This is a genomic window from Rhodococcus oryzae, assembly GCF_005049235.1.
GTDB lineage: Bacteria > Actinomycetota > Actinomycetes > Mycobacteriales > Mycobacteriaceae > Rhodococcus_G > Rhodococcus_G oryzae.
The window spans coordinates 32062-47439 of sequence record NZ_SUMD01000007.1 but is presented as its reverse complement, the minus strand read 5'-3'; the positions used below and the strand labels follow the sequence as shown (position 1 = coordinate 47439).

Annotated in this window: 13 protein-coding genes; 9 read left to right on the top strand and 4 right to left on the bottom strand. The window is 69.7% G+C overall.

Features of this window, described 5'->3' with window-relative positions; translation table 11 throughout:
• Nucleotides 1-120: 120 nt before the first annotated feature.
• The 7 genes from FCG67_RS15630 (at nucleotide 121) to purM (ending at nucleotide 9528) form a co-directional block, all read left to right on the top strand.
• Nucleotides 121-1440 carry a glycoside hydrolase family 183 protein gene (locus tag FCG67_RS15630; RefSeq protein ID WP_136910657.1) on the top strand — a complete coding sequence of 440 codons (1320 nt, stop codon included), beginning with the start codon at nucleotides 121-123 and terminating at the stop codon, nucleotides 1438-1440.
• Between the two features lie 140 nt (nucleotides 1441-1580).
• The gene (purL, locus tag FCG67_RS15625; RefSeq protein ID WP_136910823.1) at nucleotides 1581-3854 is read left to right on the top strand and encodes a phosphoribosylformylglycinamidine synthase subunit PurL; all 2274 of its coding nucleotides are present in this window, start codon (nucleotides 1581-1583) and stop codon (nucleotides 3852-3854) included.
• A 4-nt stretch (nucleotides 3855-3858) separates the two neighbouring features.
• Nucleotides 3859-5658 carry an alpha/beta hydrolase gene (locus FCG67_RS15620; protein WP_136910656.1) on the top strand — a complete coding sequence of 600 codons (1800 nt, stop codon included), beginning with the start codon at nucleotides 3859-3861 and terminating at the stop codon, nucleotides 5656-5658.
• 1 nt (nucleotide 5659) lies between these two features.
• A complete protein-coding gene (locus FCG67_RS15615; protein WP_136910655.1) occupies nucleotides 5660-6298 on the top strand; it encodes a GNAT family N-acetyltransferase in 639 nt (212 codons plus the stop codon).
• The gene (locus FCG67_RS15610) at nucleotides 6295-6681 is read left to right on the top strand and encodes a sterol carrier family protein (RefSeq protein ID WP_136910654.1); all 387 of its coding nucleotides are present in this window, start codon (nucleotides 6295-6297) and stop codon (nucleotides 6679-6681) included. Before FCG67_RS15615 ends, FCG67_RS15610 begins: the two co-directional genes overlap by 4 nt.
• An 85-nt stretch (nucleotides 6682-6766) precedes the next feature.
• On the top strand, nucleotides 6767-8365 hold the full coding sequence (purF, locus tag FCG67_RS15605) for an amidophosphoribosyltransferase (protein ID WP_077042817.1): 1599 nt from the start codon (nucleotides 6767-6769) through the stop codon (nucleotides 8363-8365).
• Nucleotides 8366-8442: 77 nt separating this feature from the next.
• On the top strand, nucleotides 8443-9528 hold the full coding sequence (gene purM, locus FCG67_RS15600) for a phosphoribosylformylglycinamidine cyclo-ligase (protein WP_097211956.1): 1086 nt from the start codon (nucleotides 8443-8445) through the stop codon (nucleotides 9526-9528).
• A 157-nt stretch (nucleotides 9529-9685) separates the two neighbouring features.
• Here the strand turns inward: purM and FCG67_RS15595 are convergent, their stop codons facing one another.
• The 4 genes from FCG67_RS15595 to ygfZ all read right to left on the bottom strand — a co-directional run bounded on the left by FCG67_RS15595 (nucleotide 9686) and on the right by ygfZ (nucleotide 12776).
• A complete protein-coding gene (locus tag FCG67_RS15595) occupies nucleotides 9686-9892 on the bottom strand; it encodes a DUF3073 domain-containing protein (protein WP_136910653.1) in 207 nt (68 codons plus the stop codon).
• Between the two features lie 138 nt (nucleotides 9893-10030).
• A complete protein-coding gene (locus FCG67_RS15590) occupies nucleotides 10031-10987 on the bottom strand; it encodes an asparaginase (RefSeq protein WP_136910652.1) in 957 nt (318 codons plus the stop codon).
• Nucleotides 10984-11652 carry an MOSC domain-containing protein gene (locus FCG67_RS15585; RefSeq protein ID WP_136910651.1) on the bottom strand — a complete coding sequence of 223 codons (669 nt, stop codon included), beginning with the start codon at nucleotides 11650-11652 and terminating at the stop codon, nucleotides 10984-10986. The genes FCG67_RS15590 and FCG67_RS15585 overlap by 4 nt, the downstream gene beginning before the upstream one ends.
• The gene (gene ygfZ / locus FCG67_RS15580; RefSeq protein ID WP_136910650.1) at nucleotides 11649-12776 is read right to left on the bottom strand and encodes a CAF17-like 4Fe-4S cluster assembly/insertion protein YgfZ; all 1128 of its coding nucleotides are present in this window, start codon (nucleotides 12774-12776) and stop codon (nucleotides 11649-11651) included. Before ygfZ ends, FCG67_RS15585 begins: the two co-directional genes overlap by 4 nt.
• 55 nt (nucleotides 12777-12831) lie before the next feature.
• On the opposite strand from ygfZ, the gene FCG67_RS15575 reads away from it, so the two are divergent.
• Both FCG67_RS15575 and FCG67_RS15570 read left to right on the top strand, forming a co-directional pair.
• Nucleotides 12832-13704 carry an aminodeoxychorismate lyase gene (locus FCG67_RS15575; protein ID WP_136910649.1) on the top strand — a complete coding sequence of 291 codons (873 nt, stop codon included), beginning with the start codon at nucleotides 12832-12834 and terminating at the stop codon, nucleotides 13702-13704.
• Between the two features lie 168 nt (nucleotides 13705-13872).
• Complete coding sequence (locus tag FCG67_RS15570; protein ID WP_097211962.1) at nucleotides 13873-15366, top strand: cytochrome ubiquinol oxidase subunit I; 1494 nt, start codon at nucleotides 13873-13875, stop codon at nucleotides 15364-15366.
• Nucleotides 15367-15378 lie beyond the last annotated feature (12 nt).

The window sequence follows — 15378 nt, the reverse complement described above, 5'->3', positions numbered from 1 at the left end:
GGTGTTTGTTGACGTTTAGTAACAATTGCCCCAGCAGGCACCTCAGTAACAATTTTCTCGTGGTTGGCTGGGCCGCGCACATTTTCGCGCGCCCTGCCCAGCCCCGAGAGGAACATCTTCGTGCACGCAGTGAGTCGCTCGTGGTCGTCTGCCCTGTCCGCGACGGTGGTCGCGGTTGCCCTTGCGGCGTCGGCGGTTTCGCCGGCCTCGGCGGCCGAGGGTGGCCCATGCGGTCAGGGCGGATCGGGCAGTTCCGGCGGCAGCAGCGGTAGCAGCACCGGCTCGCTGGCCGGGGCGCTACCCTGGCTCACCGGCCCGCCGGACGGCGGCGTCCCGCAGTTGACCGGCAAGACCAAGGCCATCGAGATGGTCACCGGTCCGGGCAGCCCGAACAACACCATCTCGCGCTTCAACGTCTCGGGCACCGACCTGGGCATCATGTGGGACAACGGAAACGCCCTCGGCCGCCACGACGTGCTGATGGCCTTCGGCGACACCGTCGGCGACTGCGAGGTGGACGGCGACGACTGGCGGAGCAACGTCCTCTTCCGCAGTTCCGACACCGTGCTGTCCGACGGCATGCGGATCGACAGCTCGCCGCTGGCAGGCCCGAACAACTCCAAGGAGATCATCCCCGGCTTCGCGATCCCCGGCGAGTACACGACCATCCCCACCGCGGGCATCGCGGTGAACGGGGTGCAGTACGTCCGGTTCATGTCGGTGCGGTCCTGGGACACCCCCGGCAACTGGACCACCAACTACTCGGCCATCGCGTACTCGACCGACAACGGGGAGAACTGGACCGCGGACCCGGCGACGGTCCGCGCCAACATCGAGGGCATCGGCATCCCGGGCATCCCCGCGGTCAGCCCGAACAATTCGAAGTTCCAGCAGAGCGCCTTCGTCGACGGCAAGGACGGCTTCGTCTACGAGTACGGCACCGAGTCCGGCAGGCAGGGCACCGCGCTGCTCGCCCGCGTCCCTGCCGCTCAGATCCGCGACCTGAACGCCTACACGTACTGGAACGGCAGCGCCTGGGTCGCCGACCTCGGGCAGGCGACGCCGGTGATCGGCTCGCCGGTCAGCGAGCTCGCGGTGCAGTGGAACGACTACCTGAACAAGTGGGTGGCCATGTACACCGACGAGACCAACTCGCTCGTGATCCGGCAGGCGGACCGGCTCGAGGGCCCGTGGAGCGGTAAGCAGACCATTCTGAGCGGGGTGCTGGTGCCCGCGCTCTACGGCGGCTTCATGCATCCGTGGGCCACGGGCCAGCACCTGGAGTTCGTTGCCACCACCTGGGACCGCTACAACGTCATCTACATGCGCACCGACCTGAACGGTCTGCAGATGAAGGCCACGGATCAGGCCGACCGTCCCGACCCGGCGACCACCGGAGACGCGCGGCTGCTGCGGGTGGAGTACCCCGACGAGCAGTGACGGCGCGGGTGGCCGCTACCAGTGCGGGGGCACGCTGTCCTGGCAGTTAGACTTTGCCCAGGCAGCGTGGCGCCAGCCGCGGCCGATTTGACTCCTCCAGGGAAGGGACCCGACTCCCCGTGTCTTCAGAGACGAGCACCGTGCAGGTCGACACCGTCACCAAGGCCGCAGCGACCCCGGATGTCGCCCAGCCCTTCAAGGAACTGGGACTCAAGGAAGACGAGTACGCCCGGATCAAGGAGATCCTCGGTCGGCGCCCGACCGAAGCCGAGCTCGCGATGTACTCGGTGATGTGGAGCGAGCACTGCTCCTACAAGTCCTCCAAGGTGCACCTGAAGTACTTCGGTGAGACCACCACCGACGAGATGCGCTCCTCGATGCTCGCGGGCATCGGTGAGAACGCCGGTGTCGTCGACATCGGCGACGGGTGGGCGGTCACCTTCAAGGTGGAGTCGCACAACCACCCGTCCTACATCGAGCCCTACCAGGGCGCGGCGACCGGCGTCGGCGGCATCGTCCGCGACATCATGGCGATGGGCGCCCGCCCGATCGCGGTCATGGACCAGCTGCGCTTCGGCGCGGCGGACGCGCCCGACACCCGCCGGGTCGTCGACGGCGTCGTGCGCGGCATCGGCGGCTACGGCAACTCCCTCGGCCTCCCGAACGTCGGCGGTGAGACGGTCTTCGACGCCTCCTACGCGGGCAACCCGCTGGTGAACGCGCTGTGCGCGGGCGCGATGCGGGTCGAGGACCTGCACCTGGCGTTCGCCTCCGGCGCGGGCAACAAGATCATCCTGTTCGGCGCGCGCACCGGCCTCGACGGCATCGGCGGCGTTTCCGTGCTCGCCTCGGAGACCTTCGACGAGTCGTCCGGCGGCCGCCCCAAGAAGCTGCCCGCCGTGCAGGTCGGCGACCCGTTCACCGAGAAGGTGCTCATCGAGTGCTGTCTCGACCTGTACAAGGCGAAGCTGGTCGTCGGCATCCAGGACCTCGGCGGCGCCGGGCTGTCCTGCGCCACCTCCGAGCTCGCAGCCGCGGGCGACGGCGGCATGCACATCGACCTGGACAAGGTGCCGACCCGCGCGACCGGCATGACCGCTGCGGAGATCCTCTCCAGCGAGTCGCAGGAGCGGATGTGCGCCGTGGTCACCCCCGAGAACGTGGACGCGTTCATGGAGGTCTGCCGCAAGTGGGACGTGCTCGCCACCGTCATCGGTGAGGTCACCGACGGCGACCGGCTCACCATCGACTGGCACGGCGAGAACGTGGTGGACGTGCCGCCGCGCACCGTCGCGCACGAGGGCCCGGTCTACGAGCGCCCCGTGCAGCGCCCCGCCACCCAGGACGCGCTCGTCGCGGACACCACCGCCTCCCTCGCGCGTCCGACCACGCCCGAGGAGCTGAAGACGACGCTGCTGAACATGGTGGCCTCGCCGCAGCTGTGCAGTCGCAAGTGGATCACCGAGCAGTACGACCGCTACGTGCGCGGCAACACCGTGCTCGCCGAGCAGGCCGACGCGGGCGTCATCCGGGTCGACGAGAAGACCGGCCGCGGTATCGCGCTGGCCACCGACGCCTCCGGCCGCTACACCGTGCTTGACCCCTACGCCGGTGCCCAGCTCGCGCTCGCCGAGGCGTTCCGGAACGTCGCGGTCACCGGGGCGACCCCGAAGGCCGTCAGCAACTGCCTCAACTTCGGCTCGCCGGAGGACCCGGGCGTGATGTGGCAGTTCCAGCAGGCCGTGCGCGGCCTCGCGGACGGTTGCGCCACCCTCGGCATCCCGGTCACCGGCGGCAACGTCAGTTTCTACAACCAGACCGGCTCGACGGCGATCCTGCCGACCCCGGTGGTCGCCGTGCTCGGTGTGATCGACGACGTGCACCGCCGCATCCCCACCGGACTGGGCCTGGAGCCGGGCGAGACCCTGATCCTGCTCGGCGACACCCACGACGAGCTCGACGGCTCGATCTGGGCCCAGGTCGAGCACGATCACCTCGGTGGCGTGCCGCCGAAGGTCGACCTGGCGCGCGAGCAGCTGCTCGCGGACATCCTGCTGGCCGGCTCGCGGGACGGGCTGATCAGCGCCGCGCACGACCTCTCCGAGGGCGGCTTGGCCCAGGCGGTCGTCGAGGCCGCGCTGGCAGGCGAGACCGGCTGCCGGATCCTGCTCCCCGAGGGCGCGGACCCGTTCGTCACGCTGTTCTCCGAGTCGGCAGGCCGAGTCCTGGTCGCGGTGCCGCGCACCGAGGAGACCCGGTTCACCGGCATGTGCACCGCCCGCGGCTTGCCGTGGGTGCGCATCGGTGTCGTCGACGAGGGCTCGGACTCGCTCGAGGTCCAGGGCCAGTTCTCGGTGAGCATGGCCGAGCTGCGCGAACTGTCGGAGGCGACGCTCCCCGAACTCTTCGGCTGAGTCTTTGACCGGGGGAGAGGTCGGGACCAAGCAGACCGGGGGAGCGGCCGGGGCGAAGCACGAGCCGTCCAGCTGGGTCGAGGTCCTTGCCTCTCCCGAGGAACTTCGGGAACGGCACCCCTTCGTGGGCTGGGCGTGGGGTCTGCTGCGGCTGGACTACACGGGTATCGCGTTCGCGGCGTTGTTCTTCTGCTGGTCGCTGACGCCGTCCCTGCTGCCCCGGGACTGGCTCTATCAGGGCCTGATCGGTGGCATCACCGCGGCTATCGGCTACGGCGTCGGAACCGCGGTCGGGTGGGCGGTCAACCGGCTGCTGTTGGGGCGGCTGCCCTGGTGGCCGCCGCCCGCCAAGGTCCAGCTGGCGCTCAAGATCACGGTGCCGACCCTGTCGCTGCTGGTGTCGATCGGCATGCTCATCGCCGCGGCGGCCTGGCAGCGTGAGCTGGCCGCGCTGACCGACGCGGAGGGCACCACCACCACCGGCTACCTGCGGACGCTGGCGCTCAGCATACTGGTCGCGGCGCTGCTGATCTCGTTGTGGCGGGTGCTCCGGGACCTGGTCAGGCTGGTCGCCCGTTACCTGAACCGGTGGCTGAAGGTGCCGCGTTCCGCCGCGGCCCCCATCGGCGTGGTGCTGGTCGCGTTCCTCAGCTACACCATGGTGACGGACGTGCTGTTCGACGCCGCGTACGCGGCGATCAACTCCGCGTTCAGCCTGCAGAACAACACCACCCGCGAGGGCGTCGAGCAGCCGGCCGCCCCCGAGCGGTCCGGCAGCCCAGACTCGTACGCGAGCTGGGAGTCGCTCGGCTTCGAGGGCCGGAACTTCGTCTCGCGGGGCATGCACTCCGACGAGCTGGCGGCCGTGAACGGGAAGCCCGCGCCCGAACCGATCCGGGTGTACGCCGGGCTCGAGACGGCGCCGGACGCCGATGCCCGACTGGACGTCGTGATCGCCGAGCTCGAGCGCACCGGTGCCTTCCAGCGCAGCGTCCTGGTGGTCATCCCGACCACCGGCACCGGCTGGGTCAACCCGACCGCGGCCGAGGCGATCGAGCTGGTGCACAACGGCGACAGCGCCCTCGTCGCCAGCCAGTATTCGTACCTGCCCAGCTGGATCTCGTTCCTCGCGGACCGGAACAAGGCGGCCGAGGCAGGGAGAGCGCTGATCGACCGCGTGCACGAGCGCTGGCTGCGCGAGCCCGCGGAGACCAGGCCAAAACTGCTGATCTACGGCGAGAGCCTCGGGACGCAGGCGGGCGAGGCGGCGTTCGACGGACTCGCCGACATCCGGGAGACCGTCGACGGGGTGCTCTGGGTGGGTCCGCCGAACTCGAACACCCTGTGGAGCCAGCTCGAGGCGCGGCGGGATCCGGGCACCCGGCAGGTCGAACCTGTGTACTCCGACGGGCTGGTGGTGCGTTTCGCCAACGACGCCGCCTCGATCGGGAGTCCGGCATCCCCGTGGATGAAGCCACGGGTGCTGTACGTCCAGCATCCGTCGGACCCGGTGGTGTGGTGGAGCCCCGACCTGATCTTCAACCGCCCGGACTGGCTCTCGGAGCCGCCGGGTGACGACCGCCTGCCGGACATGCGCTGGTTCCCGTTTGTCACGTTCTGGCAGGTCGCGGCCGACCTCGCCAACGCGGCGGGGGTGCCCGACGGTCACGGCCACAACTACGGCACCACCGTGCTCGACGGCTGGGTCGCGGTGGCCGCGCCCGACGGCTGGACCGTCGACGACACCGAACGCGTCCGCGCGGCGATCGACGCGAGGGCAGGAACGCAGGGACCGGAGAAGTGACGTGGACAGCGGGGGGATCGTGACGGACCACTGGCGCAAGCCGCCGACACTGCGCGGTGAGTTCGTGCTGCTGCGCCCGACGACGCCTGCTGACGTCGACGGGCTGGCGAGGGCGCACGACGATCCCGAGACGTTGCGCTTCTTCCCTTATGGGATCGAGTCGGAGCCGCCGTCGGTGGCGTCGGTCGACCACGCGCTACGGTCCGGGCGGCAGACACTCACGCAGGTGGACGTCGCGAGCGGTGAGATCGTCGGTACCACCTCGATCTACAACATGAGCGAGCTACACGGTCGGGTGACGGTTGGCTACACCTGGCTCGCCTCCCGCGTGCGGGGCACGGCGATCAATGCGGAGTCGAAACTGCTTGTGCTGGAACATGTTTTCGGCACTCTTGGGGCGCGCCGGGTGGAACTCAACGTCGACGACCAGAACGTACGCTCGCGCGCCGCTGTCACCGCGATCGGCGCAACCGAGGAGGGCGCGCTGCGTCGGCATGCCCGCAGGCGCGACGGCACGGTGCGGACCACGATCGTCTACTCGGTGACGGACGAAGAGTGGACCCGGGTGCGGGACGGTCTGCTCGACCGCATCTCGCGCCGATCCGCGAACGGGCCTGCCGCCGATGGGTTGGCGCGGTGACCGCACGCAAGAAGATCGACCCCGCCGACCTGAGGGCGGCGCTGCTCGAGGTCCGCGACTGGCTGGCCGACGCGGAGGCTCAGGCGCCCAGCCGGGCCCAGCTGGCGGCCGCCGTCCGGCTCAGCGCCAGGACCCTCGAGAACACCGCGCCTGGGTCCTCGGTGGAGGTGCGGGTGCCGCCGTTCGTCGCGGTGCAGTGCGTCGCGGGACCGCGGCACACCAGGGGCACCCCACCGAATGTGGTGGAGACCGATCCGCGGAGCTGGCTGCTGCTGGTGACCGGGGGACTGACGTTCGACGACGCCTCGGCGACGGGCGCGCTCACGGCGTCGGGCACCAGGGCCCGCGAGATCGAGCACTGGCTGCCGCTGCTCCGCTTCTGAGGTCGGGAGGCCTGTGGTCAGTACACCCGCCGTTAACCCGTAGAATGACCTTGCCCCCCATCCCACCCCCTAGGGAGCAACCCCGGTGACTCCAGCCGAATTGTCGGTCAACAGCCCGAATCTTCTCGCACCCGCAGACCTGTCGGATCAGGACGAGCAGCCGCCCCGCGAGGAGTGTGGCGTCTTCGGCGTCTGGGCTCCCGGTGAGGATGTGGCGAAGCTCACCTATTACGGCCTCTACGCGCTGCAGCACCGTGGTCAGGAGGCGGCGGGTATCGCCGTCGCCGACGGCTCGCAGGTGCTGGTCTTCAAGGACCTCGGCCTGGTCAGCCAGGTGTTCGACGAGCAGACTCTCGGCGCGATGCCGGGGCACGTCGCCGTCGGGCACTGTCGGTACTCGACCACCGGGTCCACCACCTGGGAGAACGCCCAGCCGATCTTCCGGACCACCGCGGCAGGCACGGGCATCGCGCTCGGCCACAACGGCAACCTGGTGAACACGGCGGAGCTGGCGACCAGGGCGCGCGAGGCCGGGCTCATCAACCCCAAGCAGCCGGGCCGAGGCACCTCCGACTCTGACCTCGTCGGCGCGCTGCTCGCACACGCGGCGGCCGACCGCACCATCGAGCAGGCCGCGATGGAGCTGCTGCCGACTCTGCGTGGCGCGTTCTGCCTCACGTTCATGGACGAGCACACCCTGTATGCGGCACGCGATCCGCACGGCGTCCGCCCCCTCTGCCTCGGCCGCCTCGACCGCGGCTGGGTCGTCGCCAGCGAGACCGCCGCGCTGGACATCGTCGGCGCCTCGTTCGTCCGGGACATCGAGCCGGGCGAGATGCTGGCGATCGACGCCGACGGCGTCCGCTCCTCGCGTTTCGCGAACCCGACGCCCAAGGGCTGTGTGTTCGAGTACGTCTACCTGGCCCGCCCGGACAGCATCATCTCCGGCCGTTCGGTGCATGCCACCCGCGTCGAGATCGGTCGCAGGCTCGCCAAGGAACACCCGATCGAGGGCGACCTGGTGATCCCCGTTCCCGAGTCCGGCACCCCGGCCGCGGTCGGCTATGCGCAGGGTTCCGGCATTCCCTACGGCCAGGGCCTGATGAAGAACGCCTACGTCGGCCGCACCTTCATCCAGCCGTCGCAGACCATCCGGCAGCTCGGCATCCGGCTCAAGCTCAACCCGCTCAAGGAAGTCATCCGCGGCAAGCGCCTGATCGTCGTGGACGACTCCATCGTCCGCGGCAACACCCAGCGCGCGCTGATCCGGATGCTCCGCGAGGCGGGCGCGTTGGAGATCCACGTGCGGATCGCCTCCCCGCCGGTCAAGTGGCCCTGCTTCTACGGCATCGACTTCGCCTCACCCGCGGAGCTGATCGCCAACGGCGCGGGGGCCAGCGAGGCCGGCGGCGTGACCAGCCACAGCATGGACGAGATGCTCGAGGGCGTGCGCCGCTCGATCGGCGCCGACACCCTCGGCTACGTCTCGATCGAGGGCATGATCGCCGCCACCGAGCAGCCCGCATCCCGACTGTGCTCGGCGTGCTTCGACGGTAATTACCCGATTGCGCTGCCGACCGAGACCTCGATGGGTAAGAACGTGCTCGAGGGAATGCTGGAGAGCACCGCGGGCGCCGCGGCGAAGCAGGACAACGACAACGCGAGCGCGTTGAGTCGACCGTAGGCGCTCAGCGCCCACACGTAGATCACCACGCGGTGCCCCAAGGCGCCGCCGAGAAGATGGCTGGAGCAGCGAATCCGATGACCGACGACAACGACCGCCCCACCGGCGCCTCCTACGCGGCGGCGGGGGTGGACATCGAGGCCGGAGACCGGGCCGTCGAGCTGTTCGCCCCGCTGGCCAAGAAGGCGAGCCGCCCCGAGGTGATCGGCGGCCTCGGCGGGTTCGCCGGGCTGTTCGCGCTCAAGGGTGGGTACAAGGAGCCGCTGCTCGCGGCCTCCACCGACGGCGTCGGCACCAAGATCGCCGTCGCGCAGGCCATGGACAAGCACGACACCCTCGGCCTCGACCTGGTCGCGATGGTCGTGGACGACCTCGTGGTGTGCGGCGCCGAGCCGCTCTTCCTGCAGGACTACATCGCCGTCGGCCGGGTCGTGCCGGAGCGGGTCGCCGAGCTGGTCAAGGGCATCGCCGACGGCTGCATCATCGCCGGCTGCGCGCTGCTCGGCGGCGAGACCGCGGAGCACCCCGGGCTGATGGCAGACGGCGACTACGACCTCTCCGCCACCGGCGTCGGCGTCGTCGAGGCGGATGCCGTGCTCGGCCCGCAGCGGGTGCGCCCGGGCGACGTGGTGATCGGCATGGGCTCCTCGGGCCTGCACTCCAACGGCTACTCGCTGGCCCGCAAGGTGCTGCTCGAGATCGACCGCATGTCGCTCGGCGGCCACGTCGAGGAGTTCGGCCGGACCCTCGGTGAGGAGCTGCTCGAGCCGACCAAGATCTACGCCAAGGACTGCCTGGCCCTGATCGCCGAGACCGACGTGCGCACCTTCTGCCACGTCACCGGCGGCGGCCTGGCGAACAACCTCGCCCGGGTGATGCCGAAGGGGCTCGTCGCCGAGCTCGACCGTGGCACCTGGAGCCCGGCACCGGTGTTCGCGATGATCGCGCAGCGCGGCCGGGTGGAGCGGGCCGAGATGGAGCAGACCTTCAACATGGGCGTCGGCATGGTCGCCATCGTGGCGCCCGAGGACGTCGACCGTGCGCTGGCGGTGCTGACCGCCCGCCACATCGACTGCTGGACGCTCGGCACCGTCGCCAAGGCATCAGACAAGCAGGAAGGATCCGACCTCGTTCGCATGGTCGGAGACCACCCGCGCTTCTGATTCCACAGGACAGAGACGAACGGACCGTTGACACCCTTCGCGGGAGGTCAACGGTCCGTTCGTTTATGTGTTCAGCAGATCGAGATTGCGCGCCGACCGTACATGCCGAAATGCGGGGGAGCCGGTAGGCTTCCCCGCATTCCTGTACTTCGCCGTGTCAGCGGCGCCAGTCGTCGTTATCGTCGTCGTCCCAGCGCGACGCAGTGTCGTCGGAACGCTGGTCGGCGAGGACCCCGTTCCGGTGGGAGCTGGACGAACCTCCGGACAGTTCCTTTTGCAGGCTGTCGAAGTTCGTGGACGGCGAGCTGTACTTGAGCTCGCGTGCAACCTTGGTCTGCTTTGCCTTAGCCCGGCCGCGGCCCATGGCCAACCCCCTCGCGCTTCCGCGGGGCGGCCTGGGAATTTTTGGCGGCCCCGTTTGAGTGTGTATTTCTTCCTGACACACACTCTAGCCTGAGAACTCGGCGTGCGCTCCCACCCCAGGCCGCGTTGGGTGTCTGATTTATCTCAGAATGCCGGGAATCGCCCGAATTGTGCCCACTCGAACACCCCCACCCAGTACCGGTGGCGAGGCGAGTTCCGCCAGATCCTCGGTCCAGGCGACCCCGAGTCGGTGCAGCAGCGCGGCCGTGAGCGGCAGGCGGGCGCGTTCGCCGCCGTCGTCGATCTTGAGCGCGAAGGAGGTGCCGTCGGGCAGCGCACCCGCGTGCACGCCGTCGGCGCCCACCTTGCAGAGCAGGCCCGGTACGGCGCTCATCAACAGGAAGTCGTCGTGACCGGTGCCGGACACCAGCCAGGGTTGCTCGCGGACGGCATCGGCCACCGCCCGTTCCTGGCTGTCGGCGGCCGCGGTGGCCAGCGTCGCGAATCCGCGGGCGAGGGCGGAGAGCGAGAGCGGCACGATCGGCAGGCCGCAGCTGTCGATGCCCAGCTCGTAATCCGTCTCACCCGCCAGTTCGGCGATGGTGTCCATCACCGCCAGCTGGATGGGGTGTGTGGGCTCCAGGTAGCTCTCCAGCGGCCAGTCGCGCGCCACGCAGGCCGCGAGCATGGCCGCGTGCTTGCCGGAGCAGTTCATGAAGATCCGGCGCGGCAGCGCACCGGAGGCGAGGACGCGGGCGCGGGCGGTCTCGTTCGACGGCAACTCGGGAGGACACCGCAGTTGGTGCTCGGCGAGCCCGTTGCGGGTGAGTAGCCGGTGGACGACCGCGACGTGCTCGGGCTCACCCTCATGGGAGCCGGCGGCGATCGCCAGTTCGCGGTTGTCGGCCGGGGCGAATCCATTGCGCAACAGGGCCACGGCCTGCATGAGCTTGTTCGACGAACGGGGATAGATAGGGGTGTGTACCTCGCCGAGGGCCAGGATGACCTCGCCGTCCGGGTCCAACACGACCACCGAACCGCGGTGCACGCACTCGCGGAAACCGGAGCGATCCACTTCGACCAGTTCGACGCTCAATACTCCACCTGCACCTTCCGTCCGGTGATCCGTCGGCGTGCCTTGTCTGCGACAGTAGGCGACAGGTCGGGCTGCTGCTCGAGCAACGCGACCAGACTTTCCTGGTTCTGCCCGGTGAACAGGTCGCGCACGGTCACCCCGTGAGCGGGCACGTGCACGCGGTGGATCGCGTCGCCCGCGGTCACCAGGCCGCCGCGCATCACCCGCAGGTAGGCGCCGGTGTCGGCGCGGTCGGCGAAGCGCTTGACCCAGCGGGGTTCCCCGGCCCACACGCCGAAGGTGCCGCACGGGGTCCGCGGGCCGGTCACCTCCAGCTCGGCGGCGAGATCGCCGTCGCCCAGGCGCCAGCGTTCGCCGATCACCGCGTCGCTCGCGGCGATCCCGCTGACCCGGAGGTTCTCGCCGAACCAGCCGGCGGGCAGCGGCCGCCCCAGCTCCGACTCCCACCGCTGCGCCTCGTCCTGCTGGTACGCGTACACCGCCTTGAACGTCCCGCCGTGGAACTCGGTGTCGCAGATGTGGTCCCCGTCCAGGCCCGCGGGGCCGATCCGCACCGACCCGTCGACGGGCCGCTTGTCGATCGCGGTGCGCGGCACCCGCTTGGTGCCGCTGTCGCGCTCGGCGTGCACCACGCAGACGGCGTCGACGCGCCCCGCGCCGCTCACCGGCCGCGCAGCCGGTCGACGGCGGCCCGGCCCGCCTGCACGGCGTCGTAGCTGGGCACGGAGTCGGCATCGATCGAGGCGGCCACCGAGCCGGCGAGCAGCGCGGTGTCCACCGGCACGGTCCGCTTGACCAGGGCCAGTGCGATGGGGCCGAGCTCGTGGTGGTCGACGACGGTGCCGAGGTGCCCGACGGTCCTGCCGTCCGCGGTGACCGCGTCGCCCGGCTCCGGGCGGGTGTCCGCGGACCCGTCGAGATGCAGCAGCACCAGGTGCCGGGGCGGCTTGCCGAGGTTGTGCACCCGGGCCACGGTCTCCTGGCCGCGGTAGCACCCCTTGTCCAGGTGCACGGCCCCGTGCTCGGCGATCCCGCCGATCCAGCGGGCCTCGTGCGGGATGGTGCGCTCGTCGGTGTCCACGCCGATCCGGGGGCGGACAGCGGCCACCCGCAGCGCCTCGAACGCCCAGCTGCCCGCGGGCGCGGCGCCCGCGGCGGTCAGCGTCTCCCACCAGCGGGCCAGCTGGTCGCGGGGCACGATCAGGTCGAAGGCGTGTTCGCCGGGCCACGGCATCGAGCGCAGGAAGCCGCCGCCGGGCAGCGCCACCGCCCCGTAGACCGGCGGAAGCGAGGCGATGCCGAGAGCGGCAAGGATTTTCGGCCTGCGCACGTCGGGGCCGAGCAGGCTCAGGACGGCCATCTCGGGCGCGGCGGCGGGCTCGGCCTTCGCCCAGAACACCATCTTCTGGAGGAATGCCAGCAGGCCGGGGCCGTGGCTGCGCTCGGTGTCGATCCAGGTGACCCCGTCCAGGTCGGTCAGCACGAAGTGCTCCTCGACCCGGCCCTGCAGGTCGAGGCTCAGGTTCTCCGCGGAACCGCCGTCGGGCAGCTGCGCGATGTGCTGGCTGGAGATGGTGTGCAGCCAGGTCAGGCGCTCGGCGCCGCCGATGGAGAGCACGAAGCGGTTCGAGCGGTCCACGATGGCGGCGGCGTTCTCGGCGCTGCGCTGCTCGCGCAGCGGGTCGCCGTAGTGCCAGGCAACCCCGGCGTCGAGGGAATCGTCGGGACCGGCGACGGCACCGGGGTAGGACAGCAGCGGACTGGGGGCGACGCTCGGCGACTCGGACACAGCTCCATAGTAGGAGCGTCCGGCCGCGGCCGGACGGTCGTCCTAGGCTGTTGGCATGGTTCCTCGCGTACTGGTGACCCTCGACGGCAAGGTGCACGACCCTGACGTCCCGCTGCTCTACGCGGACGACCTGGCGGCCGTGCGTGGTGACGGAGTGTTCGAGACCGTGCTGGTCCGGGGCGGTTCCCCGTGCACCATCGAGCTGCATCTCGAACGGCTGAACAACTCCGCGGCGGCGATGGACCTGCCGGAACAGGACCTGGACCGCTGGCGCGCGGCCGTGAATACCGCCCTCGCGGAGTGGGACGGCGACGGCGAGGGGTTGATGCGGCTGGTGCTCAGCCGTGGCCGCGAGATCGGCGGGGGGCCGACCGGTTATCTCACGATCGGCCCCATCGACGATCGCGTCGCGGCCGCCCGGCGCGACGGGATCGCGGTGGTCACCCTGCCCCGCGGGTTCTCGGTGGACCTGGCGGCGCTCGCGCCGTGGCAGTTGCTGGGCGCGAAGACGCTGTCCTACGCGACCAACATGGCGGCGCTGAGGCATGCGAACTCGCTTGGCGCCGACGACGTGATCTTCACCAGCAGCGAGGGTCTCGTGCTCGAGGGCCCCCGCTCCACGGTCGTCATCGCTCGCGGCCGCACGCTGATCACCCCGCCGATCGAGCAGGGGATCCTGCCGGGAACCACCCAGCGGGCGCTTTTCGAGATCGCGGGCGAGCACAGGTTCCGCACCGAGGTGGCGCCGCTGCGGCCCGCGGATCTCATTCTGGCGGACGGTGTCTGGCTGCTCTCGAGTGTGACTCTCGCCGCACGGGTGCGGGCCTTGAACGGTCGGGTGACGGCGGTGCCGGAGATCGCCGAGGAGCTGTCGGCGCTGGTCGACTTGTCGGCGGAGACCGTTGGGGCGTTGCCGGACGCCGTCTGAGCGCGGTCCGGGACGGCGCGGGCGACTTGACTCCGCTACTACTGTCGGTAGTAGATAAAGGCCTGCGGCAAGAGGTCGCAGGACGTACCTTTTGAAGCGGGACTGAGGCGTCAGCCCACGCCTCGGCCCCGGTCACGCCTGTCCAACGGGCACTGCATGGGAGAAGCCATGGACGCACTGGACGTATCTCGGTGGCAATTCGGAATCACGACCGTCTACCACTTCATTCTCGTCCCGCTCACGATCGGGCTCGCCCCGCTCATCGCGATCATGCAGACGATGTGGGTGATCACCAAGAAGGATCACTGGTATCGGCTCACCAAGTTCTTCGGCAAGTTCTTCCTCATCAACTTCGCACTCGGCGTCGCCACCGGCATCGTGCAGGAGTTCCAGTTCGGTATGAACTGGAGCGAGTACTCACGCTTCGTCGGTGACGTGTTCGGGGCGCCGCTGGCGCTGGAGGGCCTGGTCGCCTTCTTCCTCGAATCCACCTTCCTCGGCCTGTGGATCTTCGGCTGGGGACGGTTGCCGAAACTCGTTCACCTGGCGACGATCTGGTTGGTCGCGATCGGTGTCAACGCCTCCGCGTTCTTCATCATCGCCGCGAACTCGTTCATGCAGCACCCGGTGGGCGCGCGGTACAACGCCGAGCGCGGTCGCGCCGAGCTGACGAGCATCTGGGAACTGCTCACCAACAACACGGCCTTGGCGGCCTTCCCCCACGTGGTGGCGGGCGCGCTCCTCACCGCGGGCACGTTCGTAGCCGGTATCGGCGGTTGGTCGATGGTGCGCAGCATGCGCAGGGCCAAGGAGGCCACCGATCCGGCGGTCTCGGGTGAACACGAGAACACCGCCCGGACGATGTTCCGCCCGGTCACCATCCTCGCCCTGTGGGTGATGGTGGCCTCGGGTGTCGGCCTCGCGATCACCGGCGACATCCAGGCCAAGCTGATGTTCGAACAGCAGCCGATGAAGATGGCATCCGCGGAATCGTTGTGCCACACCGAGACCGGCGCCGACTTCTCCATCCTGACGGTCGGAACGCAGAACAACTGCGAGAACATCACCCAGCTCATCAGCATCCCCGGGCTCACCTCGTTCCTAGCGAACGGCGACCCCAACTCCACCCTCCAGGGCGTCACCGAACTCCAGGCCCAGTACGAGGAGCAGTTCGGACCGGGCAACTACAAGCCCAACCTGTTCGTCACCTACTGGACCTTCCGCGCGATGATCGGCTGGGCGGCAGGCTCGGCCATCCTCGCGGTGGTCGGGCTGTGGATGACGCGCGGCGGCCGGGTCCCGGACAAGAAGTGGTTCGGGTGGCTGTCCCTCCTGGCCATCCCCACGCCGTTCCTCGGCAACAGCGCCGGGTGGGTGTTCACCGAGATGGGCCGCCAGCCATGGGTGGTGCACCCGAATCCGACCGGGGTGGACCAGATCCGGCTGACCGTGGATCAGGGCGTGTCGGACCATCCGACCGGCCTCGTGGTCTTCTCGCTGATCGTCTTCACCCTCCTCTATGCCGCGCTCGGCGTGGTGTGGTTCATGCTGATCCGCCGCTATGCCATCGCCGGCCCGTCCGACCACGACAAGCATCCGCCGGGTGACGAAGAAGAGCCCGAAGAACCGGGCGAGCCCAAACAACTGTCGTTCGCGTACTGAGGCGGGAGAAGA

What these genes read in the sequence shown, in the direction of transcription:
- FCG67_RS15575 (WP_136910649.1), top strand. Translation starts at nt 12,832, where the DNA reads ATGGTTCCTCGCGTACTGGTGACCCTCGACGGCAAGGTGCACGACCCT.
- purM (WP_097211956.1), top strand. Translation starts at nt 8,443, where the DNA reads ATGACCGACGACAACGACCGCCCCACCGGCGCCTCCTACGCGGCGGCG.
- FCG67_RS15595 (WP_136910653.1), bottom strand. Translation starts at nt 9,892, where the DNA reads ATGGGCCGCGGCCGGGCTAAGGCAAAGCAGACCAAGGTTGCACGCGAG.
- FCG67_RS15570 (WP_097211962.1), top strand. Translation starts at nt 13,873, where the DNA reads ATGGACGCACTGGACGTATCTCGGTGGCAATTCGGAATCACGACCGTC.